The sequence below is a fragment of the Kribbella koreensis genome (assembly GCF_039525325.1).
Taxonomy (GTDB): Bacteria; Actinomycetota; Actinomycetes; order Propionibacteriales; family Kribbellaceae; genus Kribbella; species Kribbella koreensis.
On record NZ_BAAAHK010000007.1, the window covers coordinates 586,036 to 611,428 of the forward strand.

Genomic DNA, 25,393 nt, shown 5'->3' on the forward strand with positions numbered 1-25,393 from the left:
TTCAGGAGCGGCGGGCCTTGCGGAGGGCCAGGAGCATGCGGATCAGGAAGACCGGGGTCGGCGGAATCCAGCCGAGTTGCATCGCCTGGCCGAGGTCGTCGCGGTTGGCCCAGTGCTCGATCACCTTGCCGTCGGCCAGCCGGAACCAGTGCGTCTGGGTCACGGCAAAGCTCTTCCCGGTGGGTGGGAACGCCTGCGCCGCCCGCCCGTTCTCGTCGTACGTGACGAAGGGGCCCGTATGCCGGCCCGACATCGTCGCGTGCAGGACGACCAGGTCGCCGTCCACCACGGCGTCCTCGACCGTCCAGCCGAGGTCGGCGTACGCGCCGCGCAGCCACTCAGCGGTCGCGTAGTAGGCCTCCGGGCCGCGGCCACGGCAAGCGAGTGGCTCGTCCACAGCCATCCGATTGGTCGCGTCGGGATGGAACAGCGAACGGAAGTCGGCCGGCGATCCGCTCGCCATCACCATGAGTGACTCGATCGCGACTTCCTTGGCCGCCAGTTCGGTCGATGTCATCGCAGCTCACTCCAGAGGTCAGATGTTGTCAGCATCACTTTCCGGCGCTTTCCCAGCGTCCGCATCGGTACCGAGGTGCCTATATCGGGCCCGGCAGGTGCCCATACCGGACGATTCCGGCGCCGGAAGGCCGTACCGTGGTCTGATGCCCGAAGCAATCGTGAGCGCGGTCGAAGGCGCTGAAGTGGTGTTCCGCCTCGGCGACCCGTCGCATGCGCTGACCGGCGTGCGGCTGTGGGAAGAGCTCGGGCTGGCCGCCGAGCAGCTCGAGTTCAAACCGGTCGACTACGGCTGGGAACTGCGGCTGCCGCGCCCCTCGGTGCACCGGATGGAGTACCTGTTCGACATCGCCGGCAGCGGCATGCGGACCGACCCGACCAACCCGCGGGTCGTCGGCGGCGCGTTCGGCGAGCACTCCTGGCTGCCGCTGCCCGGGTACCTCGAGCCCGACTGGATCACGATCGAGCCGATCGCGTCGACCCTGACTCCGCTGGGTGTCGACCCGACTCCGGTCGGACCGATCGACGTGACCGTCTGGTCGCCGGACGGGATCGCGCCGGGCTTCGAGCTGCCGTTGCTGCTGGCCCACGACGGGCCCGAGTTCGCTGCGTACGCCGGCCTGACCCATTACGTCGGCGCCATGGTTGCCGACGGCACGCTGCCACCGTTGCGTCTCGCCCTGATCCGGCCGACGTCACGCAACCTCTGGTACGCCGCCAATCCGGGGTACGCCGAAGCCCTGACGCAAAACGTGCTGCCGGCGGTCACGTCGTCGTACCGGAGCAAGAAGCCGGTCCTGATGGGCGCAAGCCTCGGCGCCCTCGCCGCCCTGTACGCCGAATGGCACCACCCCGGCACCTTCGCCGGGCTCTTCCTCCAGTCCGGCTCCTTCTTCACCCTCGACACGGACCCCCAGGAAGCCCGGTTCGAGTACTACGCCGAGGTCACCGGCTTCGTGAACGAGGTGCTCGAGGCGACCGCCTTCCCGAGCAGCCCGGCCATCTCGATGACGGCCGGCACGCCCGAGGAGAACGTGCACAACAACCGCGTGATGGCCGCACACCTCGCCAAGCTCGGCCTCCACGTCGCCTTCGACGAGACCCCCGACATGCACAACTTCACCGCCTGGCGCGACGTCCTCGACCCCTGCCTGACCGAGCTGCTCAACCGCGTCTGGGCATAGGCTCGAGCGGGTGCTCAAAACACTCGCGGGATTCGGCGCCTTCGGTCTCTTCTGGGGTGCGTGGGGAGCGGTCCTCCCCGCGGTGAAGGCCGAAGCCGGCGTCACCGACGCCCAACTCGGTGCTGCGCTGCTGTGCGTCGGCCTGGGCGCCCTCTTCTCCATGCGCTTCACCGGCTACCTCATAGACCGGTACGGCGGTGTAGTGCTGCCCGTCGCCGTCCTACTGTTCGCCGCCTGTGGCGTACTACCCGCGCTGGCCGGCTCAGCCGTCGCCCTGGGCGGTGCACTCTTCCTGCTCGGCGCCACCTCGGGCGCAACCGACGTAGCCATCAATGCAACCGGCTCCTCCGCCGAGGCCGCCGGCGGCAAGCCACTGATGAACCTGGCCCACGGGCTCTTCTCCATCGCGGTAGTCGTCGCCAGCCTCGGTACTGCGGGCCTCCGCGCCGCCGGAGCCGGTGCACTGCCGGTGCTCGGCGGGGTGTTCGTCCTAGTCGCTCTGGTTGTCGCTCTGGTCCTCGCGCCCGGCTCGACGCGGATCAAGCCGGTAGTGAAGGAGAAGGCGCCTCGCCGGCTCGAACCGGCGCTACTGATCTTCGGTGGACTCTGCGCGCTCGCCTACGTGGTCGAGAACGCCTGGCAGAGCTGGAGCGCGGTACACCTCGACACCACCCTCGGCGCAGCACCTGCTCTCGCCTCGAGCGCACCAGCCGTCTTCGCAGCCGCTGCAGCGACTGGACGACTCACCGGCAACGTCCTCCTCCGTCAACTCAAGCCCACGCAACTCCTCGTAGCCGGTGGCGTCATCGCAGCCCTCGGCAGCGGGTTGGCGGCGGCAGCTGGCAGCCCCTGGCTCGCACTCGTCGGCATAGCGATCGCAGGTCTGGGTACTTCGGTCTGTGCGCCGACCATCATCGGTATGGCCGGCGCCTGGGCCGGGCCCGAGCGGCGGGCCGGCGCCATCTCCACTGTCACCACGATCGCCTACCTCGGCTTCCTGCTCGGCCCTGCCGCTGTGGGTGCGGTGTCGAGTGCATGGTCGTTGCCCACGGCATTGGGTGGGGTCGCAGTACTCGCTGTAATCGTCGCTGTCCTCGGTCCGGTGGCAGGACGCGCTGGGACGAAGCGAGCGAGGTAAAGACATGGCAGGGTGGCGACCGGGACACTAGGACAGGGGTGAGGCCACATGGAGCGCGAGCAAGTTGAGCTGGATGCACCAGGGCTGGATAGGCCCGGCACGCTGATCCGCTACGGGCACTACGGTCGCCCGGTGCTGGTGTTCCCCAGTGAGCAGGGCCGGGCCTGGGACTACGAGAACAACGGGATGGTCGGAGCAGTGGCCGACCTGATCGAGGCCGGCCGGGTCAAGCTGTACTGCGTCGATTCGTACGACCATGTGAGCTGGTCCGATCGCAGCATCCCGCTGGAGGAGCGCGCGCGACGGCATGGGCTCTACGAGTCGTGGATCCTCGACCACGTAGTACCGGCGATCGGCAGCGACACCCCGGGCGCCAGCGACATCATCACCACCGGTTGCAGCCTCGGAGCCTTCCATGCGCTCAACTTCGCGGTGAAGCGGGCAGACCTGTTCCCGATCGCGATCTGCCAGTCGGGCAACTACGACGCGGCCAGCTGGCACGCCTGGGGCGAGCGCGGCGACGCGACGTACTTCAACAACCCCGCCGACTACCTGCCCAACCTGGAGGGCGACCACCTCGAGTGGCTGCGCCAGCGACTCTTCCTGGTGCTCACGGTCGGCCAGGGCGACTGGGAGACCCACCCGACCGGTTCGCTGCCTTCCGCGCGCGCCACCGCGGCAGTACTCGCTGCCAAAGGCATTCCCCATGAGCTGGACCTCTGGGGACACGACGTAGCCCACGACTGGCCTTGGTGGCGCAAGCAGCTCGCCCACCACCTGCCCCGATTCGTCTAAGGAGCTTGAAGATGGCTGACCGCTCTCAGCACTTGATCGGGTTGTTGCTCGGCGCCGAGGAGGACTGGCCGCAGGCGTTCGAGGCGCTGCTGCAGCGCGTCGGCCCGGTCAAGACCGCCGACCGGACCCACGAGTTCGGCACCGAACGACTGACCATCGAGCCGTTCGACCTGAACGACCCGGTCCGGGTCGAGCTGGTGATCGACCGGCTCGCCTACTGGTACTACCACCCGCGCGAGTGGCTGAAGAAGGCCGCGCTGATGAACGGCACCTACCTGCTCAACTCGCCGTTCACCTTCCAGGCGATGGAGAAGCACAGCGCGTACTGCGCGATGCTGCGGCTCGGCCTGAAGATCCCGCGGACCGTGCTGGTGCCGTTCAAGAACCCGGTCGACAACGTGCGCTGGGCGTACACGTCGGAGAAGTACAACAAGCCGTTCGACCTGGACGCGATCGCCGACGACCTCGGCTACCCGATGTACATGAAGCCCTTCGACGGCGGCGGCTGGCGCGGCGTCTCCCGGATCAACAACCGCGACGACCTGCACACCGCGTACGACGAGTCCGGCGAGATGCTGATGCACCTGCAGGCCACGGTCGAGTACGAGAAGTTCGCCCGGGCGCTGTCGATCGGCGCCGAGACGATGGTGATGGACTTCCGCCCGGACGAGCCGATGCACAACCGGTACGCCGTGTCGCACGACTTCCTCAGCCCGTCGGCCGGTCATCAGGCGGTCGCGATCAGCCGGATCGTGAACGCCTTCTTCGGCTGGGAGTTCAACTCCTGCGAGATGCTGGTGGCCGGCGACTCGGTGCACCCGATCGACTATGCGAACGCCTGCCCCGACGTCGCGATCACCTCGCTGCACTACTACTTCCCGTGGGCGATCAGCGCGCTGGTGAAGTGGTCGGTGTTCTCGCTGGCGACCGGCCGGCGGACCAAGGTCGACCTGCACACCGAGCGGTACTTCGCGATCGCCGACGACGACTCGCTCGACTACGACGCCAAGCTGGCGGGCTACCTCGCGCTGGCCGACGAGTACTTCGAGACCGCGAAGTACCACGAGTGGTGTGCCGAGAACCTGACCGACTTCGACGCGAAGCTGGTCGACTGGGTCTCCGGCGACGACTTCGACCGCATCCTGCGCGAGACGGTCGCCGCCACCTACCCGGCCCACGAGCAGGAGAAGTTCCTGGCCCACTTCCGCGGCCTCACCGGCCTCTGGGTGAGCGACCAGGCGAAGTAGCCGCCGTCAGACGAGTAGTGCGACCAGTGTCGCGGCAATGATCAGTTGGGTGGCTGCGGAGATTGCGCGGCGGCGGGGGCGGGCGGGTCTGAGCCAGGGGAGGTCTGGCCAGGCCCAGCCGGAGTACGCCGTGGCCGCGGCCAGCAGGGCCAGGCCGACGAGCCAGAGCCAGGATGGGACGTGTTGCCAGTTGGTGATGGTCCGGGAGAGCAGCAGGAAGAGGATGCCGGCCACGAGGATGATGAGCAGGTCCAGGCGGTCGCGGAGCTTCCTGGCGCGGATCTGCCAGAGTGCGAGCAGCGGGTAGCCCACGGCCAGGGCGATGGCGTAGTACTTCACGACTGGTCCGCCAGGAGCTTGGTGGCGAACTCGTCGACATCGGCGGCCACGTCGGACAGCACCACGACAGCTCGCTTCTTCTCCAGGTCGAGGCCGACGAACGAGCGGTAACCGCCGGTACCACCGTTGTGCCAGACCATCTGGCGGTCGGTGCCGGTCAACGGACTCGTCAGCCAGAAGTAGCCGATCCGGTCGCCCTCCTCGAAGTCACGTCTCGGCGCCAGAGCTTCGACTCCGTTGCCTCGCAGCAACGACTGGGCCAGCAGGGAGAGGTCGCCTGCACTGGAGACGATGCCGCCGGCCGGGGCGTAGCCGTCCTGGATCCACGGCTCCTCCTTGCGTCCCCCGGAGCTGTAGCCGGGTGGGGCCGCGTCGTCGATCGTCGTCGGCACGTGGGTTTCGGCCAGGTCGAGTGGCTTCAGGAGGCGCTCGCGCAGGAAGTCCGGGAAGCTCATGCCGGCTCTGCGTGCCAGGGCTTGGCCCAGCAGGGCCGCGCCGACATTCGAGTACGCCGGTTCGCCGCGGCCACCCGCGTCGGCCTTCGCCTGGCTCATCACGTCGTCGACGGTGTACGGGTAGGGGTTGCCCGCGTCGAGGGTGGTGAGCAGGCCGCGCGCTACGTCGAGAGGTTTGGTCGACGTACGCGGGAGACCGGAGTAGTGGGTGGCGAGGTCTTCGAGAGTCGCGGTGGAGACCTCGGCGCCTTGCAGTGGGAGGAGTGTGCCGACCTGGTCGTCGAGCTTCACCTCACCGTGGTGGATCGAGTTCGCCAGCAGTAGTCCGGTGAAGCACTTGCTGAGCGACCCGATCTCGAACTCACTGTGCTCGTTGGCACCCCGCCCGGCGAAGGTCAGCGAGTTGTCGCCGATGACAACGACTTCGAGGCGATGGCCGGCGCCGGTGTAGTGCTGATCGATGTACGTCTGGAGTTTGTTGTCACCTGTCCGGTTCGGCTCCAGCTCGATCGTCCGCGGCCGAACCAGCCAGCCTCCGGCCACAACTGCAAGCGCGACCACTATCGCAACCACTTTCAAGGCTTACCTCTGCAGGGCTTCCAGGATTGCCAAAAGGGCGACCACGCGTGGTGGCGGGACGGAGAAGGTACCGCGACTAGGACTGTGGAGCCAGCCCTCAGCCGTCAGTTGCCGCAGGTGGTGATAGATCTGCCCGCTGGTCCCCAGCCCGTCGACCTCGCTCAACGCATTGACGGTGTTCCTCCCCTGGACGATCTCCTGCAACAGCCTCAGCCGCACCGGACTCCCGAGCGCAGCCAACGCCCCGGCGAACCCCGCCCAGTCCTCGGCCACCTCTGCGCCCCGTGTGGACAACCCCTCGGATTCCAGCGCAGCCACGCGCCGTTCCAGCTCTGCGAGCCGGTTATCCACAGGGTTCTCCACATTGTGGATAGTACGTAGTTACGTAGCTATTGCAAGTACCGGCAGAAGTAGGGTGGCGGGGTGCGTGACGACGAGGTACCTGGGTGGTGGCAGCGGCTGGGGCTCGACGGGCTGGTGGACGTGCATGTGCACTTCCTGCCGGACCGGGTGATGGATGCCGTCTGGAGCTACTTCGACCAGGCAGCGACCCACTACGGCACCCCCTGGCCGGTCACCTACCGCACGCCGGTAGCCGAGCGACTCCAGACCCTGCAGGACCTCGGCGTACGCCGGTTCCCCGCACTCGTCTACCCGCACAAGCCCGACATGGCCGCGTCCCTCAACACCTGGGCACGCGACTTCGCAGCGACCACTCCCGGCTGCGTCTCGAGCGGCACCTTCTACCCGGAGCCCGGCGCAGCGCAGTACGTGAAGGAAGCCCTCGACGAAGGCACCGAGATCTTCAAGGTGCATGTCCAGGTAGGCGACTACGACCCGCGTGACGACGAGCTAGACGCGGTATGGGGCCAGCTGGCCGAGTCCGGCGTACCAGTGGTCGTCCACTGCGGCTCCGGCCCGATCCCCGGCCGCCACACCGGCCCCGGCCCGATGGGCGACGTACTACGCAAGCACCCCCGCCTCACCGCGGTCATCGCCCACCTGGGCATGCCGGAGTACGCCGAGCATCTACAGCTCGCCGAGACCTACCCCAACGTCCACCTAGACACCACGATGGCCTGCACCCCGTTCACCGAGGCACTGGCGCCCTTTCCCCGCGACCTGCTCCCCCGCTACGCCGCACTCCAGGACCGGGTGGTCCTGGGCTCCGACTTCCCGAACATCCCGTACCAGTACGCAGTACAGCTAGAAGCCCTGGAGCAACTCGACCTAGGCGACGACTGGCTACGAGCTGTCTGCTGGGAGAACGGCAACCGCCTACTCGGTGGGTAGATGAGCAGCGAACCACGCCAGGGTCAGCCCAGTGAGGATCTCGTCCCGATCGACCAGCAGGTCGACCAACTGCGCATGCCAGGCATGTAGGGCAGTACTGAGCACCAGCGATGAGATCTGCTGCCGCTCACTGAAGGCAGTGAGGTTCTCGTTGAACCAGCGGACCTCGGCGAGCTCCACCGGATCCAGCCCGCGCCGCTCGGCCTGCGTCTCGGTGACCTCCGTGTACGCCGGTGTCGCACTCAACCCGTCGCGGTCGTCACCCACGCGGTAGTCGTGGTACCCGAGCCGGCGCATCAGCTCATCCCACCCGGCCGCCGTACGCCGACTAGTGGACCCCTCACCGAAGCCTGCCAGCGCCGTCCACGCGATAGACGGGATGACGAGGTGATAGCGGCCCTGCGCCTCGTACGGAAGAGCAGTAGAGAGCGCATCCATCACGCCACTCGGCCAGGCATGCGTCAGGAGTACCGGCTGAGCATCCGGGTTCGCCGATCGCAGGTGCAGGAAGTGCACGAACTGTCCAGCGATCTCGGTGCTGTAGTGGTCGTAGGTGTTGAGCCTGTTCTCGTGAGCGCGCCAGTCGTAGCCGTTGACCCAGTAGTCGACCAGGTCGTCGGCGTAGGCGGCCGGCACGATCCGGTCGAGCCCGGCGGCGATGTAGTCGCCACTGTCCCGGAACGTCCGCAACCGCCGGTACAGCGAGTCGAGGTCGGCCTGCGGTACCCGCACCCGCAGCCGCCGCACCTCGGCTGTGCGCTCAGTCGTCACCCATCTCCTCCGCCATCTCCCCCACGCCGCTTCCACCAGCATGATGCTTAAGGCCCCCAAATAGTTCGCTGCGGTCAACCTTTCAACCAGAATTGCAGCTTGTTGCACATCTGAGCGCTCTCCGCCCGTTCGTTGCCCACGCCTATTACAACGTTGTACGCTCATCAGCGACCGCATCCCTCCAGCCCTGGGAGCCCTCGATGCCCACTGCCCAGCAACCCCGCCCCGAGCACCCACGGCCGCAGTTCACCCGCCCCGACTGGCTCAACCTCAACGGGGAGTGGCAGTTCGAACTCGACCGGTCCGATTCCGGACTGGAACGCGGAGTCCGCGAGCGCGACCTGCTGCAACGCATCACCGTGCCGTTCGCCCCGGAGTCGCAGCTGTCCGGGATCGAGAACCTCGACTTCCTCGAGGCGGTCTGGTACCGGACCACGGTGACGATCCCCGCCGACTGGGCCGGCAACGACGCGGTCCTGCACTTCCAGGCCGTCGACCAGGACGCGACCGTCTGGGTCAACGGCGTCGAGGTGGCCCGCCACCGCGGCGGCTTCACCCCGTTCAGCGCCTCGCTCAGCGCCGTCGCGGCTCCCGGTGAGGACGCAACGATCGTCGTCCGCGCGCGCGACAGCCGATACGGCGTACAGGCGCGTGGCAAGCAGTCCCAGCCGTACTTCAACGCCGATTGCCACTACACCCGGACCACCGGCATCTGGCAGACCGTCTGGCTGGAGGCCGTCCCGTCTGTCCACCTGAACCGGCCGCGGATCACCCCCGACGTAGCGGGCTCCTGCTTCCACGTGTCGGTGCCGCTCTCCGCCAACAAACCCGGCTGGAAGGTCCGCGCCGTACTGTCCGATGCCGCGGGCGAAGTCGCGGCGGCGGAGGTCCGCGCGGATCTCGATCTCGCCCCGCGACTCGTGCTCGCGGTACCGGCTGATCGCGTGAGGCTCTGGGACACCACCGATCCCCACCTGTACGACGTCCGCCTGGAGCTGATCGATGCCGACGGCAACCTCGCCGACGCGGCCGACAGCTATGCCGGCTTGCGATCCGTCTCGATCAACGGCCAGGCCGTCCTGATCAACGGCAAGCACGTCTTCCAGCGACTCGTCCTGGACCAGGGCTACTGGCCCGAGAGCCTGATGACGGCACCGTCCGAGGAAGCGCTCGTCGCCGACATCGAGCTGAGCCTGGCCGCCGGATTCAATGGCGCACGCCTGCACCAGAAGGTGTTCGAGGAGCGATTCCTCTACCACGCGGACCGTCTCGGCTACCTGGTCTGGGGCGAGTTCGGCGACTGGGGTGCGGGCGTCGCCGGCACCGGTGACGACAACCAGCAGCCGACCGCGTCCTTCGTGACGCAGTGGCTGGAGGCCGTCGAGCGCGACTACAACCACCCGTCGATCGTCGGCTGGTGCCCGCTCAACGAGACGCATCAGTTGCTGCACGACAGGATCACCCAGCTCGACGACGTGATGCGCGGGATGTTCCTGGCGACCAAGGCGGCCGACTCGACCCGGCCGGTGCTCGACACGTCGGGCTACTCGCATCGCGTGCCGGAGACCGATGTCTGGGATTCGCACAACTATGAGCAGGACCCGGTCGAGTTCGGGAAGCAGATGGCCGGGCTCGCCGACGGTTCGCCGTACGGGAACACCGGTCCGGAGGGGCGGGCGATCTCGCAGGAGTACAACGGGCAGCCGTACTTCTGCAGCGAGTTCGGCGGGATCTGGTGGAACCCGGAGGCGGCGACAGCCACTGGCAACTCCGCCGATTCGTGGGGATACGGCCAGCGGGTCAAGGACGAGGCCGACTTCTATGACCGGTTCGCCGGGCTGGTCGGCGTACTGCTCGGCAACCCGCTGATGTTCGGCTACTGCTACACGCAGTTGACCGACGTCTTCCAGGAGGAGAACGGCATCTACCGGTTCGACCGCAGCACGAAGCTGGACGTCCCCCGCATCAAGGCCGTCCAGGTCCGCGCCGCGGCGTACGAGCAGTAACCCACCCACCCCACCACGCACCGTCGCAAGCCACCACTGGTGGGCTTGAACATCAAACGGTGGGCTTGAACAGCGCACACCCTGTCCAAGCCCACCGCTTTGGTGGCGAGCCCACAAGTAGTGGGCTCGCACACCAAAGGGTGGGCTTGAACAGGAAAGGGTGGGCTTGAACACGGTATTTCTTGTTCAAGGTCACCGCTGGGTGTGCGAGCCCACTACTTGTGGGCTCGCCCCCAAAGCGGTGGGCTGGGGCGGCGGGTGGGGTGGGGTGGGGGGAGAGGAGTTAGAGGGCGAGGACGGTCCCGTCGGGTGGGACCTTGACGCCTGCCGCCCGGATTCCGGCGTACTGCGAAGTCGCCGGGTCCAGGGCGGGGTTGGTGTTGTTGAGATGCGTGTAGGCCCAGGCAGTGCCGGGTTGGGCGGCGCTGAGTTTGCGGATGCGTTCGAGGCTGGCCTCGATCGGCAGATGCCCCATCACGCTCTGCGCCTTGTCCGTCGCATCGGCCTTGTCCGACATCTCCCCACCATCATGGAAAGTGCCATCCAGTACTACGTACGCGGCACCGTCCACGAACTCGTCGAACCCGTCCGGCCAGCTCGCCAGGCAAGGCGCGTAGACGAGCACTCCCCCGGTCGCGGGATCCTCGAACCGGTACGCGACCACCCACGGATCGCCCGTCGCGCTGGTCACGTACTTCGGACGCTTGTTGCTGACGGCAAGCACCTTGACGCGGAGACCCGCCAGGTACTGATCGGCGCCGAGCGTCGACCAGGTCCAAGCACCATACTTGCTCACCATCGGGCGTACCGCGAAGTCGTCTCTGAGCGCTTGCAGGACAGCCGGCGGCGCATGCACTTCGAGGCCGGTGCCCTCACGCAGCATCATCAGGCCGAGCGTGTGATCCAGCTCGGCATCGGTCAGGAAGACGCCCTTGATCGGGGTCTCCCGGGGCCCCGGTCCGGCTCGAAGCTCTTTGGTGGCGAGGATCTGAGCGCGGATGTCGGGCGACGCGTTCACCAGGTACCAGTCGTTGCCATCAGCACTGATCGCGAGACCGTCCTGCGTCCGGGGCAGGAGGCCGGGGTCGGAGCAGGTCGGGCAGGCGCAGTTCCATTGCGGGAAGCCTCCACCGGCGGCGGTCCCGAGCAGGATCGCCTTCATCGGCGCATCTCGAACTGCAGGCCTGGCTTAGCCTGCGCCTCGAGGATCAGGTCGACCAGCCCGCGGTCGGGTGACTTCTTGCAGACCGGGTCGGTCGCGGCTCCGTCGCCGGTCAGCAGGAATGCTTGACAGCGGCAACCACCGTGATCGAGTCCACGCCGGTCGCAGCTCCGGCAGGTGTCGCTCATCCAGTCCTCACCGCGATACGCGTTGAACGACTCCGAGCCGTACCAGATCTCGTGCAGCGACTTACTCGTCGCGTTGTCGAGGTCGAGGGTCTCGATCGCACTCGCGGCCGGACACGGAAGTACCGTCCCATCCGGTGCGATCGTCAACTGACGAGCACCCCAGCCGTACATGCACGGCTTCGGATACTCCTCGTAGTAGTCCGCGACGACATAGATGACCTGCATCTTGCCCTTCAGCCGATCGATCGCGGCCCGTACTACGGGTTGCGCTTTTTCTAGCTGCTCTCGCGTCGGCATCAGCTGGTCGCGGTTGCGCAGGGCCCAGCCGTAGTACTGGGTGTTGGCCAGCTCCAGCCGGTCGGCGCCCATCTGCTCGGCGAGCGCGATGATGCCTTCGAGCTGGTCGTGGTTGGCGCGATGGAGCACGACGTTGACGCTGAGCGGCATGCCGGTGCGCTTGATCAGCTCGGCGGCGACGATCTTGTGGTGATGGGCGCGGGTACCGGCGATCTTGTTCGCCCGCTCGGCGTCGGCGGCCTGGACCGAGAGCTGGATGTGCGACAGGCCTTTGTCGACGAGCGTGTCGAGGCGGCTCTCGGTGAGGCCGAGGCCACTGGTGACGAGGTTGACGTAGGCGCCGAGGTTGGCGGTGTGCTCGATGAGTTCGGGAAGGTCCGGGCGGCCTAGTGGTTCGCCGCCGGAGAAGTGGACCTGGAGGACGCCTAGCTCGCGCGCTTGGGTGAGGATGTCCTTCCACTGCTCGGTTTTGAGCTCCTGGTCGCGCTGGAGGAGTTCGAGCGGGTTGGAGCAGTACGGGCAGTGCAGCGGGCAGCGGTGGGTCAGCTCCGCCGTGAGCCCGAGGGGTGCCTCCGTCATGACCACTCCACCACCTGTCGATCGGCGAGCCGGGTGAGTACGTCGACGACTTGCTCGGCTTTCACACCGTCGTACTGGTTGCTCAAGGCAAGGGTGATGGCGGCTATGTCGGCCTCGCCGTCGCACAGCCGGAGGATCGCAGTGGCTGTCGGGTTGGGGACGAGCACGCCTTCGGGGTACAGGAGAACCTGGATGTCCCGGGTGTGGTCGTAGGTCAGGCGGACGCCTCGTTTGAGGCGCGGTTTCATTGCTTCGCCGCCGCTCGTTCGATCGCGTCGAGCATGGACCACAGGACGTCGCACTTGAAGGAGAGCGCGGCGATCGCTTTGTCCTGTTGCTCGCGGGTCGTGCAGTGCTCGACGACCAGGTCGAGGGTCGCCTGGCCTTCGCCGGAGACCGCGTCGATGCGGTTGGTGAAGTAGGCGAGGTCCTCGGCGCGGATCCACTCGTACGCGGTGAGCATGTCGACGACGCGTTGCTTCATCAGGTGGCCGGAGAACATCTCGGTCAGGCCGGAGGCGACAGCCTCCACCCAGGGCTTGGTCCGCGCGAAGCTGACGTAGGCGTCGACGGCGAACCGGACGCCGGGGGCGAGGTGACGCTCGTCGAGCACCTCTTCGCGGGTGAGACCGACCGCTTCGCAGAGCCGCAGCCAGCGCTCGAGTCCGCCGTCCTTGCCGTCCTTGCCTGCCGTGCCGTCGTGGTAGGTGATGCGGTCGATCCACTGGCGGCGGACGTGCGCGAGTGGGCAGTTGCTGATGATCGCCGCGTCCTTCTGCGGGATCATGCTCTGGTAGTACCAGCGGTTGGCGGCCCACAGCCGCAGCTCCCGCTCGTCCAGGTCGCCGGCGTGCAGCCGCCGGTGGAAGGGGTGCGTTCCCCAGTACCGGTAGGACAGCCCGCGTAATGCTGCGGTGAATTCTTCTGCATTCAACGTGGACACGACGGCCTCCGCCTCACAATTGAACGTCACAAATGGAACCCGGGCAGGGTGGAATGCCTTGTGACGGAACTTGTTCAGGGGAAATCACGGAAAACGGGGGCCTGCGACGCAGGCCCCCGCTCAGCGGTGTGTCAGTCGATCCGCGCCGCGTAGGAGGTGACTTCGGTCGGAGTCTCGAACTCGAGGAAGTCCGGGGCGATCCAGGTTTCGCGCTGGGTTGTTTCCACCATGGTTAGCTCCTTGCGTTCATGACGGGGGGCGCCGTCTTTCTGCAAGATAAGACTTAGGAAGGGACATTTACTAGCCCTGTCCCGAGATTTGGTATTCCAGGTTTCTTATTTCACAACGTGCCGGTGAGCAGTTGCAGCCCCAAGCTGCTCAGTGCTACGGAAGCCCACAACAACGCCCCCAGCGCCAACGGTCGCCAGCCGGCCTTCCGCAACTCGCTCGGCCGCATCGACAGCCCGATCGCCACCAGCGCGGAGGTGATCAGGAAGGTCCCCACCAAAGACAAGCTCTCCTGCCACGCTTCCGGCACCACCCCCGCGCTCCGCAGCCCAGCAGCCACGATGAACCCGATGAGGAACAACGGCACCATCCGCCGCCATGGCAGGGCGGCGGCCCCCTCCCCCACCTCGCTTACTGCGCCAGTGGAGTTCGCCTTGGCAGCTGCAGTGGCAGCGCGTGCTTCTCGCCTCGACTTCAGGATGACCAGGCCGATGACGATGGGGATGAGCATCAAGGAACGGGTGAGCTTGACGACGAGCGCCTGGTCGCCGGCCGCCTGGGAGTAGGTGTAGCCGGCGGCTACCACCGAGGAGGTGTCGTTGATGGCCGTACCGGCCCAGAGGCCGAAGGCTTGGGCGTCGAGGCCGAGGAGGTGGCCGAGCGGCGGAAAGGCGAGTACTGCGACGACGTTGAAGGTGAAGATCGTCGCCAGCGCGTAGGCGACGGACGAGCGCTTCGCCCCGATCGCGGCGGTGGCGGCGGCAATCGCCGAGGCGCCGCAGATCGCAGTACCGACCCCGATCAGCGTCTGGGTATCGCCGCGTACTCCGAGCAGCCGCCCGAACAACCAGGCGCCACCCAAAGCGACCGTCAACGTCCCCAGCATCACCGGCAGCGACTCAGCGCCGACCTTCACGACCTGCTGAAGCGACAACCCGGTCCCCAGCACCACGATCGACAGCTGCAGCAACGTCTTCGACGCGAACTCATACCCCGGCCGGGCCCAAGACCCCCGCAGCGCCGGCACCAGCACACCAGCCAGCACTCCGAGCACGATCCCGAAGACCGGTCCACCGATCACCGGCACCAACCGCCCCAGCGGCACGGCAGCGGCAGCCAGCACGAGCACCACCAACAACCCAGGAACCCGCTCGATGAAGTGTGGCTTCGCGCCGGGTCCGGTCTCAGCAACAGCCGGTGACCTAACCTCAACGTGCACCACGAGCGGCCCTCCTGACAGAAATGTGCGTACATTTAAGTTAGGAGATGACCGGACATTTGGCAAGACGGCGTCGACGGAGAGGTCCGGATGAGCGAGCGCAAGCTGGATCGCAGCGGTGGGCAACCGCTGTGGAAGCAGCTGCAGCAGGAACTGGTACGCCGCCTGCGGGCCGGCGAGTTCGACGACCTGTTCCCGGGCGAGCTCGCGCTGGTGGAGGAGTACCAGGTGAGCCGGCACACCGTCCGCCAGGCGCTCGGCAAGCTCCGGGCGGACGGGCTGATCGTGGCCGAGCGTGGCCGCCAGCCGCGGGTGGCCACGTCGCCGGAGATCCGGCAGCCGATGGGTGCGCTCTACAGCCTGTTTTCCTCGGTCGAGGCATCTGGGCTGCCGCAGCACAGCGTCGTACGGGCTCTGGACGTCCGTGCAGACGGGGTGATCGCCAGTCGACTGGACCTGGAGGCGTCGATCCCACTGGTCTACCTGGAGCGGGTGCGGTTCGCAGGGGACGAGCCGCTGGCGCTGGACCGCGTCTGGCTGCCCGCATCCCTGGCCGAGGGACTACTGGACGCCGACTTCAGCCATACGAGCCTCTACAACGAGTTGGCCGAGCGCACCGGGCTACGGCTCGACCATGGCCGGGAGGACATCAGGGCGGTCAACCCGACGCCGGCAGAGCGAGCGCTGCTGCACTGCCCGGCCGATGCGGCGGCCTTCTCGATCAACCGGCTAGGGCACGCCCAGGGACGCAAGATCGAGTGGCGGCACACCGTAGTACGGGGTGACCGGTTCGCCCTGGCTGCGGAGTTCTCCGCCCACGCCGGCTACCGCCTGGCGCCGGCTGCGGCAGGTACCGCGCTTTCCTAGCCCTGAGAGTCCCAGGACAACGGGGGCATCCCGTGGTCGGGCTCTGGCGAGCGAAGGTCGGAGTATGACTACAAACCTTCCCGGCGGGGCTCTCACGCTTGCGGACGATCTCACCATCAGCCGGATGGGCTACGGCGCCATGCAACTGGCCGGGCCCGGCGTCTTCGGTCCGCCGAAGAACCATGACGAGGCGATCGCCGTACTGCGTACTGCCGTCGAGCTGGGCATCAACCACATCGACACCAGCGACTTCTACGGCCCGGTGGTCACCAACGAGCTGATCAAGGAAGCCCTGCACCCGTACGCCGCTGACCTGCACATCGTCACCAAGGTAGGGGCCCGGCGCGGCGCCGATGGGAGCTGGAACCCGTCGCAGGAGCCCGAGGACCTCAAGGCCCAGGTCCGGGAGAACCTCGAGCACCTCGGGCTGGATGTACTGGACGTCGTCAACCTCCGCGCGCCCGGGCACGAGGAGGTCAGCGACGGCTCGATCGCCCCGGCGTTCACGGCACTGGCCGAGCTGCAACAGGAGGGGCTGATCAAGCACCTGGGGCTGAGCGGTGTCTCGGCGACGCAACTCACCGAGGCACAGGCGATCGCTCCGGTCGTCACTGTCCAGAACCTCTACAACCTGGCCAAGCGCTCCGACGACGCTCTTGTCGACCGGTGCGCGGCCGAGGGGATCGCGTACGCGTCCTTCTTCCCGCTCGGCGGCTTCAGCCCGCTCGAGTCGGAGACGCTGACGAAGGTCGCAACCCGCCTCGGGGCCAGCGCCCAGCAGGTCGCCCTGGCCTGGCTACTGCAGCGCTCGTCGACGATGGCGCTCATCCCAGGTACGTCCTCCGTGGCGCACCTCCGCGAAAACTTCACCGCCGCCTCCCTCGTCCTGCCCGAGGACGCGATCGCCGAACTGAACACCATCGGCCAGTAGCCCAGAGCGCACCGAGGCCGGTGCGTCAGAGGGTGATCGACCTCAGGTGGTCGACGGTGACGAAGGTTGAGCCGGCGGTTTCGACTGAGGTGCGGAGCTTGGTGAGGCCGCCCCAGTCGACCGCCGGCTTGTCCAGTGGCTGATCGAAGTCGTCCCAGTGGGTGGCGATCACCGTCTTCACCGGCTTGATCGTCTGCAGCAACCGATCGGTCACCCCCGGCTCCCCACCCGGCGCCGCGAGCACGACATCCACCTGCAGGTCACGCAGTTCGTTGGCGTCGAAGCCCGCAGTACTGAGGCTGAGGATCCGCAACCCACCGATCGTGATCACGTACGCGAGCGTCCCGCCCTCGACCAGATCCGCGATCGTCCGCGGCCTCGGCGGCACAACACCCGGCCGAGTCCCCGGGAACGCGAACTGATGCCGCTTCCCACCACACGAATGCACCGACCGGAACACCTCGACGGTGAACCCGTCGAACGGCAGGTACTCCCCACCACTCACCTGCGACAGCTGATCGCCCGGCGCCCGCATCGCCCTGAGCAGGTTGAGATGCGACTCGTTCCCCAACACCGTCGCCCCAGTTTTGCGGGCAACATAGGGCACATCGGGGATGTGGTCGTAGTGCCCGTGATGCACCAGCACCGCATCCGCCGTACTCACGTACCGATCAACCACCGCAGGCTCACTGACCACCCGAGTCCCCGGATCAGCCCCCTCGGCGCTGTACGTGCCGGTCTTGAACCTGGTCAACCAGGGATCAGTCAGCACGACCCGCTGCCCACACCTGATCTCCCAAGCATGATTCCCCCACCACGTAAGCGTCACCGGCTCCCGCTCCCCGCCCAGCCCCGCGGGCTGGGTGGCTTCGGCGGTGGAGGCGTTGGCGCCACGCCACCCGACCACACCTGCGGTGCCGGCAGCAGCAGCTGCCGTCCCCACCAGCAGTCCTCGTCGTCCCACGACCCCATCACGACCTGAAGCCACGCCCGCTCCTTCGGTTCAGTTGCCGGCCCGGAGGGCCGGCTCGGGTCGTCAGTCAAGGCGACCAGGTCGAGGCGTGTCGAATATGCTCTTACATATGAGGCGATCTGCTGGAGATATCGGTGCAGGTCAGGTGGGTCATGCTGACTGAGCGGTATCTGCAGATCTTTGTCGCGCTGGCCGACGAGCAGCACTTCGGGGATGCCGCGCGGGTGGTGGGGATCACCCAGCCGCCGCTCTCACAGGGGCTTCGGCGGTTGGAGGCGATGGTCGGGGCCAAGCTGTTCGAGCGCGGGCTCGGGCGGGTGGAGCTCACAGCAGCCGGGGCGGCGCTGCTGCCGTATGCCCGGCGGGCGCTGGGAGCGATCGACGAGTTCCACCATGCGGCGGTCGCTCAGGATCCGGAGGGCCCGGAGATTCGACTCGGGCTGGCTCCTGAGGTGCCCGCGTCTGTTGGTGCTGCGGTTGCTGCGGCATGTGGTGAGGCAGTGCCCGGTAGCCGGGTGACAGCCGTCTCCGCGCCGACCAGTGCTCTGGTCAGCCAGGTATCGTCCGGCCGGCTCGGCCTGGCCGTAGTACTGCATCCAGCAGTCCTCGATGGCCTCCAGGCTGGCCCAGTGACGCTGCTGAGGACTTGGGCCCTAGTACCAACGTCCCTCTACCCGGACGACGGTCAGCCGCTACCGCTGCGCAAGCTGGACGGACTACCGATCGCAGTGCGCCCGCGTGCGGAAGCCCCTGCAGCCAGAGACCTCTTCCTGGACACCCTCGCCCTCCACCGCCCAGCCGGCGGCACGGTAGTCGTCACCGACGACCGAGCAGCCCTAGCAATGGCCGCAGCCGCCCAAGCAATCCTCATCACCCCAGACGACTCCCTCCAAGCCACAGGCATAGGCAGACACCGCCTAGCCGACGACCCACTCCCAGTCCGCCTCCGCCTCGTCTGGCCCCACCCCGGCACCCCCACCTCCCTCCCACCCGAAGCGATACCCCACCTGACCCAAGCCCTGGCGACACCATGACCGCGCGCATCAGGGCGACCTTCGATGACGCCGGGGCACGTGGGTGGTTGCATGCGGTCTCGATCGACCACCCGGAGCAGTCCGTCGACCTGGACCCGGACGTCGTCGTACCGATCGCCTCGGTCTACAAGCTCCCGCTACTGGTCGCCTTCTGCCATCTGGTCGACACCGGTGAGCTCGACCCACGTGAACAGCTGACGCTCAACCCAGCCGACCGCATCCCCGGCGCCACCGGCCTGTCGATCCTCCGCGACCCAGTGACGATGTCCCTGCGCGATCTAGCGGTGATGATGATGGCCGTCTCCGACAACGCCGCCGCCGACGCCCTGCTCAACCAGGTCGGCGTGGATCGCCTGGCCCAGCTACTGCAGTCCTTCGGCCTACAGCACACCCAGGTACGCCGTGGCGCTGCCAGCAACCTCAACGAGCTGCGACGAAGAACAGGCGCGAGCGACGTCGACGCCGCGTTCGCAGTACTGGCTGACAACGACCAGACCGACCCAGTGGGCGTGTACGACGCCGCCGGCATGGCCGCGAGCTCCGCCAGAGACATGACGACGCTACTGGCCGACCTGTGGTCCGGACGCCTGCTGTCCGACGCGCAGACGGCATTCGCCAAGACCCTCATGCAGCAACAGGTCTTCACCCAACGCCTAGCCTCCGGCTTCCCGTACGACGGCGTACGCGTAGCCGGCAAAACAGGAACCTTCGGCGCCCTACGCCACGAGGTAGGCGTCATCGTGATGCCGGCCGGCGACGCCTACGCCATCGCCGTCTTCACCCACGCGGCCCGCGGCGACCATCGCCTCCCCCGCGTGGACGCCGCCATCGGCGAAGCAGCCCGCCTGGCCATCGACCAACTCCGCTAGACGACCGCGTACGCCTCAACCTCGATCAGCACATCCGGACGGAACAGCGCGACCACCTGCACCGCAGTACTGGCCGGCGGCTTGGCCGTGTCGACGTATGCGTCCCGCGCCACCCTGATCGCCGGCAGATACGCCACATCGGTGACGAAGAAGTTGAGTTTCACCACATCCGCGAACGTCGCCCCCGCCGCCTTCAGGCATCGCTCCAGATTGGCGAACACCTGCTGCGCCTGCGCACCGGCGTCACCCTCTCCAACAAGCTTGCCCTCGGCATCGAACGCGACCTGCCCAGAGATCGCCACCCACCGCCCGGGCCCGCTCACCACATGGCTGTACCCGTTCCCCGGCGCGACACCCTCAGGGTTCAGATGAGTCAGCTCGCTCACCACGACTCCTAACCACGTTTGAGATCCGCAAAAACCTGCTGCTCGTTCCGCCCGAGCCGCGCGACCATGATCCGGTCCCGCTGATTCTGATCGGTCCCCCGAAGAGCCAGCTCCCGGTACAGCCCGACCACCTTGCCCTCACCGTACTTGCGAACAAGGTAGTCGACGGTCAGCCAGCCGATCTCGTACGAGCTGCCCGGATTCCTGAAGAAGTACTCGTCCGAGGGCAGCGTGTTCGCCTTGCCCAGATAGTCCGAGCGGACCTCCGTGCGGTGCCGGTCCAGACCGCGTTCGTCGAGGACCGTCTGCCAGTCGACGTACCTGGCCGCGCCCTCGACGAGCCAGGTCGGCGCGTGGTTCCCGTAGGCCGCACAGGCGACGTGGGTGAACTCGTGAGCCAGGATCCGGGTGTCGAGGTCGTAGCGATCGGTGGGGTTCACCAGCACGTACGCCCCGCCGTCCATGCCCCTCTTGTCAGCCTCGGTCGGCAAGGTCCGGTAGACGTGCGACGCCTGCGCGATGGACTCCTGCTGCGGATTGCTGAAGTCGACGTTGCGCACCTGCTGGTCGTTGATCGTCAGCGCGATCACGAGACCACCACCTCGCCAACCGGCCGACCACGTCTTGTTCACCACCTTCACCGCAGCCTCCGCGTCGCTCAGAATCGACGCGGCCAGCTTCGTGTTGCCCGGCTCTACGACGACCAGCGCCCGCGTCCCCCGGCGTACCAGCACCGGGCCCAGATCCCAGGCCTCCTTGTGGGACCCGTTCGGCAGGCCGCCGTCCAGATCGGTGTCGTTGACCAGCAGGTACCGCCCGCCGCGCTGAGCGAACGAGTACCCGAGCGCGGCCTTCACCGGCTGATCGTCGATTCCACCGATCTGGTAGGCCATCACCACCCTGACCACATAACTCGTCGGCCCGTACTCGTCGACCACCCACTGCTTGACCTGCGGCTCGCCCCGCAGATAGCTCAACTTGGTGAACCCGAACTGCACCAGATTCCCGAACAGCACCTTCTGCTCGGCCACCAACTTCTTGTTCGCCGGATCGACATCGGCCAGGAACTGCGCGCGATCCTTCCGCAGCACGGCGGAGGCCCGGCGCTTCAGAATCGCATCAACAGCAGCACGCTGAGTGACTACGTCAACCTGTACCGCGGTACTCGCCACCGGCGCGGGCTTCTCGCCCCCACGCGCCCGCCAAAGCGCTCCACCAGTGACTCCGCCGGCCAGGACCACCAACGCAAGGCCAAGAACCCATCCCCGCCGAACCCCATTCACCGGCTAAGCATGCACCCAGTCAGCTCACCCCGGAGACACTGTTGCACGTTGCTGCAGTAGGTGTTTCGGTGCGGAAGCTTTCGCCGAGTTGGCCGGCCAGGCCGAAGTAGTGGCGGAAGTTGTAGATCAACGGCGACCACCGCCGCGGGTCGACGTACGAAGTCCCCGGTACGACGATGCGCTGGTCGGCGTGCACCCGCACCACCCGCGCCTCGACGACGAAGAAGTTGCCCCCGGCATCCAATCGGATGTCGTCAGCGACAGCCTCGAACTGCAACGGGCATTCGGCGACCCGCGGCGGACCGACCAGCTCGGACGGTACCGGCGTCAGCCCGGCCGCCTCGAACTTCGCCGGCTCGTAGCGGAACCGCTCGCGCTTCTCCTCCGGTACGGGGTACCGGCCGGTCATACCCGCGATGCTCTCCACCGCCGTCCACAGCTCCGGCGACGGGAAGTTGATCACCATCTCCGGCCGCTGCAGCAGATTGCGCGCGGTCTGGCCGTCCGTACCGATGCCGAGGACAACAACGTCGCCGAGCGCCCAGGCCGATGACATCGGGGCGAGGTTGAAGGTGCCGTCGCCGTTGTCCGTGCTGATCAGCTCGACCGGCGTACCGACGTACAGGATGGACGGTTCGATCGTCAGATGCGTCATGCCGCAGACGCTAGGAGCCGGTCGGTTAGGTGGGCGCCGAAGCGACGGCGAGGCAGGATGGATGCGTGAACACGTCGACGGAAGGCCAGGAGCTCGCGGCTTGGGCGAAGATGCTCGCCGACTCCACCAGGGCGACGGTGTGCCTGGCGTTGCTCGACGAGCGGGCGTGGACGGCGACGGAGCTCGCCAAGCTGGCCGGGGTTTCGCGGCCGACGATCAGCGAGCACCTCAACGTGCTGGTCGACGGCGGGCTGCTGAGCGAAGTACGGCAGGGACGGCATCGGTACGTGAAGCTCGCCGGGCCGGAGACGGCCGAGTTGCTGGAAGGCCTTGCGGCGCTGGCTCCCCGGCGTACGGAGCAAGCGACGAGCCTGTCAGCGGTGTCGAAACGGGACGCTTTCGCCCGGGCTCGCACGTGTTACGACCATTTCGCCGGACGGCTCGGCGTCGCCTTGGCGGACGTGATGACGGACCGTGGTCTGCTCGACTGGTCGGAAGGCGTCGCGCTCACGGCGGAAGGCCATGCATGGCTTGACGAACTCGGGATCGTCGTCGAGCCGCGGCGCGGGCGTCCCGCAGTACGGTCCTGTCTCGATGTCACTGAGCGCCGACCGCATCTCGCTGGCGCGGTGGGCGCCGCTATGTGCGCACATGCGTTGCGGCAGGGGTGGGTGACACGCATCCCCGGCGGCCGTGCACTCAAGGTCACGGGGTCGGTGGAGACGCTCGGCTTGCCTGGCAATGTTGTGCAAGAACTACTCACTCGATCGTGAGCACTGTGATAGAGAACACGCGTCAATGGGCAATTGTCGGCGGAACCGCCTAGCCTTCGGGCATGACTGAGTTCGAGCCCGACACCGAGCTGGTGTCCCGTCTCTCGTTGCCCAGCCACGTGATCGTCCAGGTGGACGGCCAGTGGCGGCGCGGCTGGCTGATCGGCCGCGAGCACGAGGACACGGGATGGATCGGCGTGGTGCAGTACGAGGGCGACGACGGTATCGAGCAGACGGACCGCCTGCCGGCGGGCCAGATCGCGCTACCGGAGTCGGACCGACCGACTGAGCGAGCTTCGTAGCTTGCTGGAGTTTTGAGGAGGAAACACAGGAAGGCCCCCGGGAGCATCCGGGGGCTTTCGTGTGTAACGACGTCGGGGCGCCTCGAGCGACAGACGAGAATCCCGCCCCGAGCCTTCGGGCGGTTAACCCGGGGCAGGATTCTCAGTGGCGTTACACACGGTGTATCGCTCGTCACGGTCGTGGTGTTACAGGTTTCGCCGAGATTCCTGCAGGAGATCGGTTTCTTCGCCCGGGCAGGTCGGCAGCCCCGGCGCACGCCTCTGAACGCCGGGGCCTGGAATGACCAATCTCTCGAGCGACCAGTCGCTCCTAGCTCACAGGTGCCCTTTCGAACCGTCATCAATCAACTACCGGGTGGCTGGCGGCAACAAGTTCAGAAACTGACCGCCAGCAGCACCCGGCCGGACTCGGCGCCGCGGATGTCGAGTCCCTTGATCTGGTCGCGGCGCAGCTTGGTCGTGGTGGCCGGCTTCACCGTCGTACCGGGTGCAGCTGTCCAGCTCGCCAGTAGGGTCGCCTTGCCGGTGTTGTCGGTGACGTAGAGCTCGTACCCGCGGGCGCGCTCGCTCGGGGTCGCCAGCTCGTCGTACCGGCAGCTTATCTCGATCGTGGTCCCCCACGGCTCGTCCACCAGCCGCGCGTCGGCGGTGAGCTTGCTGGCGACCGTCTGCGCGAGCACCACGGTGTCGCTGGTGGGCTCGTTGCGGTTGAGCGTCCCCTGGAACACCACGCCGGCCACAGCCGCGGTGGCAGCCGTCGCAGCCACCACCGCAGCCAGCCTGTACCGCTTGCGCCGCCGCTCCCGTTGCACACTGCGCACCAGGCCCGGCAACAGGTTCGGCGGCGGAGCGGTGAGCGTGGCCAGCGCCCGGTCGTCCGGCAGTACCGCCAGAGTCCCCGGTACGCCGGCCAGCGCCTTGATCGCCGCCGAACACTCCTCGCAGTCCGCCAGGTGTCCCTCGTAGTCCCGACGGTCCTTCGCCGACAACGCCCCGAGCAGGTACGCCGCGTCCCACTCCCGGTACGGGTCGCTCATTCCTTCGTCACCCCCCTTTCCTGCAGCGCCAGCTTCAGCGCCCGCAGCCCGTAGTGCAGCCGCGACTTCACGGTTCCGGCCGGTATGTCGAGTTCCTTGGCGATGTCGGTGACCGTGCGCCGGCCGTAGTACGCGCGCACGATCACCTGCCGATGGTCGTCCGACAGCTGGGCCAGCGAGTCCGACACCAGCCACGCGTCCAGTACTGCGTTCGCGTGGTCGGCACTGGGTCTCTCCGGCAGGTCGTCGCTGGCCACCTCCCGGGTGACCCGGGCGCTGCGCCGGTCGTCGATGACGAGATTGCGCGCCACGGTGAACAGCCACGCCCGGGCACCCGCCTCGTCCTCGGTCAGGATCTGCGGCCGCCGCCACGCCCGCAGCAGGGTCTCCTGAACGACATCCTCGGCGAACCGGTCGTCCCCGGTCAGCCGGACGACGAACCGCCACAACGAGGGCGCGTGCACATCGTGCAGCTCCCGCAGCAGCGCCGCGCGGTCGTCGGCCATCGGCGCTCCCGTCCAGTCGTCGTGCGGCTCATCGTCCGGCCTTCCCGGGGTCACTCAGTCGCAGCTGCCAGCTGCCGCGCCTCCTGCTGCTTGAACACCGGCAGCTGCTCCAGTGCCCAGACACCGGAGCCGAAGAACGCGATCAGCAGGAACGCGAAGCAGAACAACGCCGGCTTCTCGCCACCGTTCTCCACCGGGAACAGCCCACCAGGCTGGTGCACGGTGAAGTACGCGTAGGCCATCGAACCAGAGCACAACAAGGCGGCGTACCGGGTCCCCAGCCCCACCATCACCAGCGCCCCCGCCACAACCTGGATCGCCGCGGCCCACCACCCCGGCCAGGCCAACGCCTCCACCTGCTTGCTCCCCAAGATCCCGAACATCGACGCCACCCCATGGGTAGCGAACAAGAACCCCACAACGATCCGGAAAACAGCCAGTACCTGGTCCTGCCAGCGCTCCAGCACACTCATCACTTGCTCCTCACGGTGAACGGACGGGTCCACGCACCCCCACTGGCTTGGTCAGGCCCAGGGGGATGCCCTCACCCCCAGAACGGCCCACCACCCCATCCGGTTCAACCGCTCGTGATCTTTTAACTACCCTCCGAAACCACCAGACGCGCTGGTCTACCCCAACCCATTCGCGATCCACCCCCCACACCTGACAGACTGTCCCCAACACCCAGGGCCTCTAGCTCAATTGGCAGAGCAGCGGACTTTTAATCCGCGGGTTGTCGGTTCGAGTCCGACGGGGCCTACCTCCGTACGACGGCCGCCCCCGCGCGGCTCCTCCGTCGTGGGCTAGCCCGGTGGATCCGCACTGGGCCGGCCCGGGA

30 protein-coding genes and 1 tRNA gene are annotated in these 25,393 nt (G+C 67.2%); 13 read left to right on the top strand and 18 right to left on the bottom strand.

Going from position 1 to position 25,393, the window contains the following annotated elements; genetic code table 11:
• Nucleotide 1: 1 nt before the first annotated feature.
• Complete coding sequence (locus tag ABD116_RS16795; RefSeq protein WP_343970251.1) at nt 2–517, bottom strand: ester cyclase; 516 nt, start codon at nt 515–517, stop codon at nt 2–4.
• 145 nt (nt 518–662) lie between these two features.
• On the opposite strand from ABD116_RS16795, the gene ABD116_RS16800 reads away from it, so the two are divergent.
• Genes ABD116_RS16800 through ABD116_RS16815 form a run of 4 tightly spaced genes read left to right on the top strand, consistent with a single transcriptional unit; the run spans nt 663 to nt 4,880 of the window.
• Nucleotides 663–1,700: an alpha/beta hydrolase gene (locus tag ABD116_RS16800; protein ID WP_343970254.1), complete on the top strand. Its 1,038-nt coding sequence runs from the start codon at nt 663–665 to the stop codon at nt 1,698–1,700.
• A 10-nt stretch (nt 1,701–1,710) separates the two neighbouring features.
• Nucleotides 1,711–2,838, top strand: coding sequence for an MFS transporter (locus ABD116_RS16805; RefSeq protein ID WP_343970256.1), 1,128 nt, complete (start codon nt 1,711–1,713; stop codon nt 2,836–2,838).
• A gap of 48 nt (nt 2,839–2,886) precedes the next feature.
• Complete coding sequence (locus ABD116_RS16810; protein WP_343970259.1) at nt 2,887–3,633, top strand: esterase family protein; 747 nt, start codon at nt 2,887–2,889, stop codon at nt 3,631–3,633.
• Between the two features lie 11 nt (nt 3,634–3,644).
• Nucleotides 3,645–4,880, top strand: a complete 1,236-nt coding sequence (locus tag ABD116_RS16815) for an ATP-grasp domain-containing protein (RefSeq protein WP_343970262.1) — start codon at nt 3,645–3,647, stop codon at nt 4,878–4,880.
• 6 nt (nt 4,881–4,886) lie between these two features.
• Here ABD116_RS16815 and ABD116_RS16820 read toward each other — a convergent pair whose 3' ends face one another.
• Genes ABD116_RS16820 through ABD116_RS16830 form a run of 3 tightly spaced genes read right to left on the bottom strand, consistent with a single transcriptional unit; the run spans nt 4,887 to nt 6,616 of the window.
• The gene (locus ABD116_RS16820) at nt 4,887–5,219 is read right to left on the bottom strand and encodes a hypothetical protein (protein WP_343970265.1); all 333 of its coding nucleotides are present in this window, start codon (nt 5,217–5,219) and stop codon (nt 4,887–4,889) included.
• A complete protein-coding gene (locus ABD116_RS16825) occupies nt 5,216–6,247 on the bottom strand; it encodes a serine hydrolase domain-containing protein (RefSeq protein WP_343970268.1) in 1,032 nt (343 codons plus the stop codon). The genes ABD116_RS16820 and ABD116_RS16825 overlap by 4 nt, the downstream gene beginning before the upstream one ends.
• Nucleotides 6,248–6,256: 9 nt before the next feature.
• Nucleotides 6,257–6,616 carry an ArsR family transcriptional regulator gene (locus tag ABD116_RS16830; RefSeq protein WP_343970270.1) on the bottom strand — a complete coding sequence of 120 codons (360 nt, stop codon included), beginning with the start codon at nt 6,614–6,616 and terminating at the stop codon, nt 6,257–6,259.
• 60 nt (nt 6,617–6,676) lie between these two features.
• Between ABD116_RS16830 and ABD116_RS16835 the strand changes: the two genes are divergently transcribed.
• Complete coding sequence (locus ABD116_RS16835; RefSeq protein WP_343970272.1) at nt 6,677–7,546, top strand: amidohydrolase family protein; 870 nt, start codon at nt 6,677–6,679, stop codon at nt 7,544–7,546.
• Here the strand turns inward: ABD116_RS16835 and ABD116_RS16840 are convergent.
• Nucleotides 7,532–8,317 carry an epoxide hydrolase N-terminal domain-containing protein gene (locus tag ABD116_RS16840; RefSeq protein WP_343970275.1) on the bottom strand — a complete coding sequence of 262 codons (786 nt, stop codon included), beginning with the start codon at nt 8,315–8,317 and terminating at the stop codon, nt 7,532–7,534. The two genes, ABD116_RS16835 and ABD116_RS16840, sit on opposite strands and share 15 nt — an antisense overlap.
• A gap of 200 nt (nt 8,318–8,517) precedes the next feature.
• On the opposite strand from ABD116_RS16840, the gene ABD116_RS16845 reads away from it, so the two are divergent.
• Nucleotides 8,518–10,323 carry a glycoside hydrolase family 2 protein gene (locus ABD116_RS16845; protein ID WP_343970278.1) on the top strand — a complete coding sequence of 602 codons (1,806 nt, stop codon included), beginning with the start codon at nt 8,518–8,520 and terminating at the stop codon, nt 10,321–10,323.
• Nucleotides 10,324–10,606: 283 nt separating this feature from the next.
• On the opposite strand, the gene pqqB is transcribed toward ABD116_RS16845, so the two are convergent.
• The 6 genes from pqqB to ABD116_RS16875 all read right to left on the bottom strand — a co-directional run bounded on the left by pqqB (nt 10,607) and on the right by ABD116_RS16875 (nt 14,942).
• Nucleotides 10,607–11,485, bottom strand: a complete 879-nt coding sequence (gene pqqB / locus ABD116_RS16850) for a pyrroloquinoline quinone biosynthesis protein PqqB (RefSeq protein WP_343970281.1) — start codon at nt 11,483–11,485, stop codon at nt 10,607–10,609.
• On the bottom strand, nt 11,482–12,549 hold the full coding sequence (gene pqqE, locus ABD116_RS16855; RefSeq protein ID WP_343970284.1) for a pyrroloquinoline quinone biosynthesis protein PqqE: 1,068 nt from the start codon (nt 12,547–12,549) through the stop codon (nt 11,482–11,484). The genes pqqB and pqqE overlap by 4 nt, the downstream gene beginning before the upstream one ends.
• Entirely contained in the window at nt 12,546–12,797 is a 252-nt protein-coding gene (pqqD, locus tag ABD116_RS16860) for a pyrroloquinoline quinone biosynthesis peptide chaperone PqqD (RefSeq protein WP_343970287.1), read from the bottom strand. Before pqqD ends, pqqE begins: the two co-directional genes overlap by 4 nt.
• Complete coding sequence (pqqC, locus tag ABD116_RS16865) at nt 12,794–13,492, bottom strand: pyrroloquinoline-quinone synthase PqqC (protein WP_343970290.1); 699 nt, start codon at nt 13,490–13,492, stop codon at nt 12,794–12,796. Before pqqC ends, pqqD begins: the two co-directional genes overlap by 4 nt.
• Nucleotides 13,493–13,623: 131 nt before the next feature.
• On the bottom strand, nt 13,624–13,722 hold the full coding sequence (gene pqqA / locus ABD116_RS16870) for a pyrroloquinoline quinone precursor peptide PqqA (RefSeq protein ID WP_343970293.1): 99 nt from the start codon (nt 13,720–13,722) through the stop codon (nt 13,624–13,626).
• 110 nt (nt 13,723–13,832) lie between these two features.
• Nucleotides 13,833–14,942, bottom strand: a complete 1,110-nt coding sequence (locus ABD116_RS16875) for a YeiH family protein (RefSeq protein WP_343970296.1) — start codon at nt 14,940–14,942, stop codon at nt 13,833–13,835.
• An 87-nt stretch (nt 14,943–15,029) separates the two neighbouring features.
• Here ABD116_RS16875 and ABD116_RS16880 point away from each other — a divergent pair, with 87 nt between their 5' ends.
• Nucleotides 15,030–15,806 (top strand): GntR family transcriptional regulator, encoded by a 777-nt coding sequence (locus tag ABD116_RS16880; RefSeq protein WP_343970299.1) that lies wholly within the window; start codon nt 15,030–15,032, stop codon nt 15,804–15,806.
• A gap of 64 nt (nt 15,807–15,870) precedes the next feature.
• The gene (locus ABD116_RS16885) at nt 15,871–16,737 is read left to right on the top strand and encodes an oxidoreductase (RefSeq protein WP_343970302.1); all 867 of its coding nucleotides are present in this window, start codon (nt 15,871–15,873) and stop codon (nt 16,735–16,737) included.
• 25 nt (nt 16,738–16,762) lie between these two features.
• Here the strand turns inward: ABD116_RS16885 and ABD116_RS16890 are convergent, their stop codons facing one another.
• Nucleotides 16,763–17,725 (bottom strand): MBL fold metallo-hydrolase, encoded by a 963-nt coding sequence (locus tag ABD116_RS16890; RefSeq protein WP_343970305.1) that lies wholly within the window; start codon nt 17,723–17,725, stop codon nt 16,763–16,765.
• Between the two features lie 137 nt (nt 17,726–17,862).
• Here ABD116_RS16890 and ABD116_RS16895 point away from each other — a divergent pair, with 137 nt between their 5' ends.
• The gene (locus tag ABD116_RS16895; protein WP_343970308.1) at nt 17,863–18,744 is read left to right on the top strand and encodes a LysR family transcriptional regulator; all 882 of its coding nucleotides are present in this window, start codon (nt 17,863–17,865) and stop codon (nt 18,742–18,744) included.
• Nucleotides 18,741–19,613, top strand: a complete 873-nt coding sequence (locus tag ABD116_RS16900) for a serine hydrolase (RefSeq protein ID WP_343970310.1) — start codon at nt 18,741–18,743, stop codon at nt 19,611–19,613. The genes ABD116_RS16895 and ABD116_RS16900 overlap by 4 nt, the downstream gene beginning before the upstream one ends.
• Here ABD116_RS16900 and ABD116_RS16905 read toward each other — a convergent pair.
• From ABD116_RS16905 to ABD116_RS16915, 3 genes are all read right to left on the bottom strand, one after another.
• A complete protein-coding gene (locus tag ABD116_RS16905) occupies nt 19,610–19,999 on the bottom strand; it encodes a RidA family protein (protein ID WP_343970312.1) in 390 nt (129 codons plus the stop codon). The two genes, ABD116_RS16900 and ABD116_RS16905, sit on opposite strands and share 4 nt — an antisense overlap.
• 8 nt (nt 20,000–20,007) lie before the next feature.
• Nucleotides 20,008–21,171 carry a hypothetical protein gene (locus ABD116_RS16910; RefSeq protein ID WP_343970314.1) on the bottom strand — a complete coding sequence of 388 codons (1,164 nt, stop codon included), beginning with the start codon at nt 21,169–21,171 and terminating at the stop codon, nt 20,008–20,010.
• Nucleotides 21,172–21,301: 130 nt separating this feature from the next.
• A complete protein-coding gene (locus tag ABD116_RS16915; RefSeq protein ID WP_343970316.1) occupies nt 21,302–21,937 on the bottom strand; it encodes a flavin reductase family protein in 636 nt (211 codons plus the stop codon).
• A 65-nt stretch (nt 21,938–22,002) separates the two neighbouring features.
• On the opposite strand from ABD116_RS16915, the gene ABD116_RS16920 reads away from it, so the two are divergent.
• Together ABD116_RS16920 and ABD116_RS16925 are read left to right on the top strand one after the other, a co-directional pair.
• A complete protein-coding gene (locus tag ABD116_RS16920; RefSeq protein WP_343970318.1) occupies nt 22,003–22,710 on the top strand; it encodes an ArsR/SmtB family transcription factor in 708 nt (235 codons plus the stop codon).
• A 62-nt stretch (nt 22,711–22,772) separates the two neighbouring features.
• Nucleotides 22,773–23,012: a hypothetical protein gene (locus tag ABD116_RS16925; RefSeq protein WP_343970323.1), complete on the top strand. Its 240-nt coding sequence runs from the start codon at nt 22,773–22,775 to the stop codon at nt 23,010–23,012.
• Nucleotides 23,013–23,386: 374 nt separating this feature from the next.
• Here ABD116_RS16925 and ABD116_RS16930 read toward each other — a convergent pair whose 3' ends face one another.
• From ABD116_RS16930 to ABD116_RS16940, 3 genes are read right to left on the bottom strand one after another with little or no spacing between them, the layout of a single operon-like run.
• Nucleotides 23,387–24,049 (bottom strand): anti-sigma factor family protein, encoded by a 663-nt coding sequence (locus tag ABD116_RS16930; RefSeq protein ID WP_343970325.1) that lies wholly within the window; start codon nt 24,047–24,049, stop codon nt 23,387–23,389.
• Nucleotides 24,046–24,555 (bottom strand): sigma-70 family RNA polymerase sigma factor, encoded by a 510-nt coding sequence (locus ABD116_RS16935; RefSeq protein ID WP_164600137.1) that lies wholly within the window; start codon nt 24,553–24,555, stop codon nt 24,046–24,048. The genes ABD116_RS16930 and ABD116_RS16935 overlap by 4 nt, the downstream gene beginning before the upstream one ends.
• Nucleotides 24,556–24,605: 50 nt before the next feature.
• Nucleotides 24,606–25,028 (bottom strand): DoxX family protein, encoded by a 423-nt coding sequence (locus tag ABD116_RS16940; RefSeq protein WP_343970328.1) that lies wholly within the window; start codon nt 25,026–25,028, stop codon nt 24,606–24,608.
• Between the two features lie 214 nt (nt 25,029–25,242).
• Between ABD116_RS16940 and ABD116_RS16945 the strand changes: the two genes are divergently transcribed.
• Nucleotides 25,243–25,315 (top strand) — tRNA-Lys (locus tag ABD116_RS16945).
• The last annotated feature ends 78 nt before the right edge of the window (nt 25,316–25,393 follow it).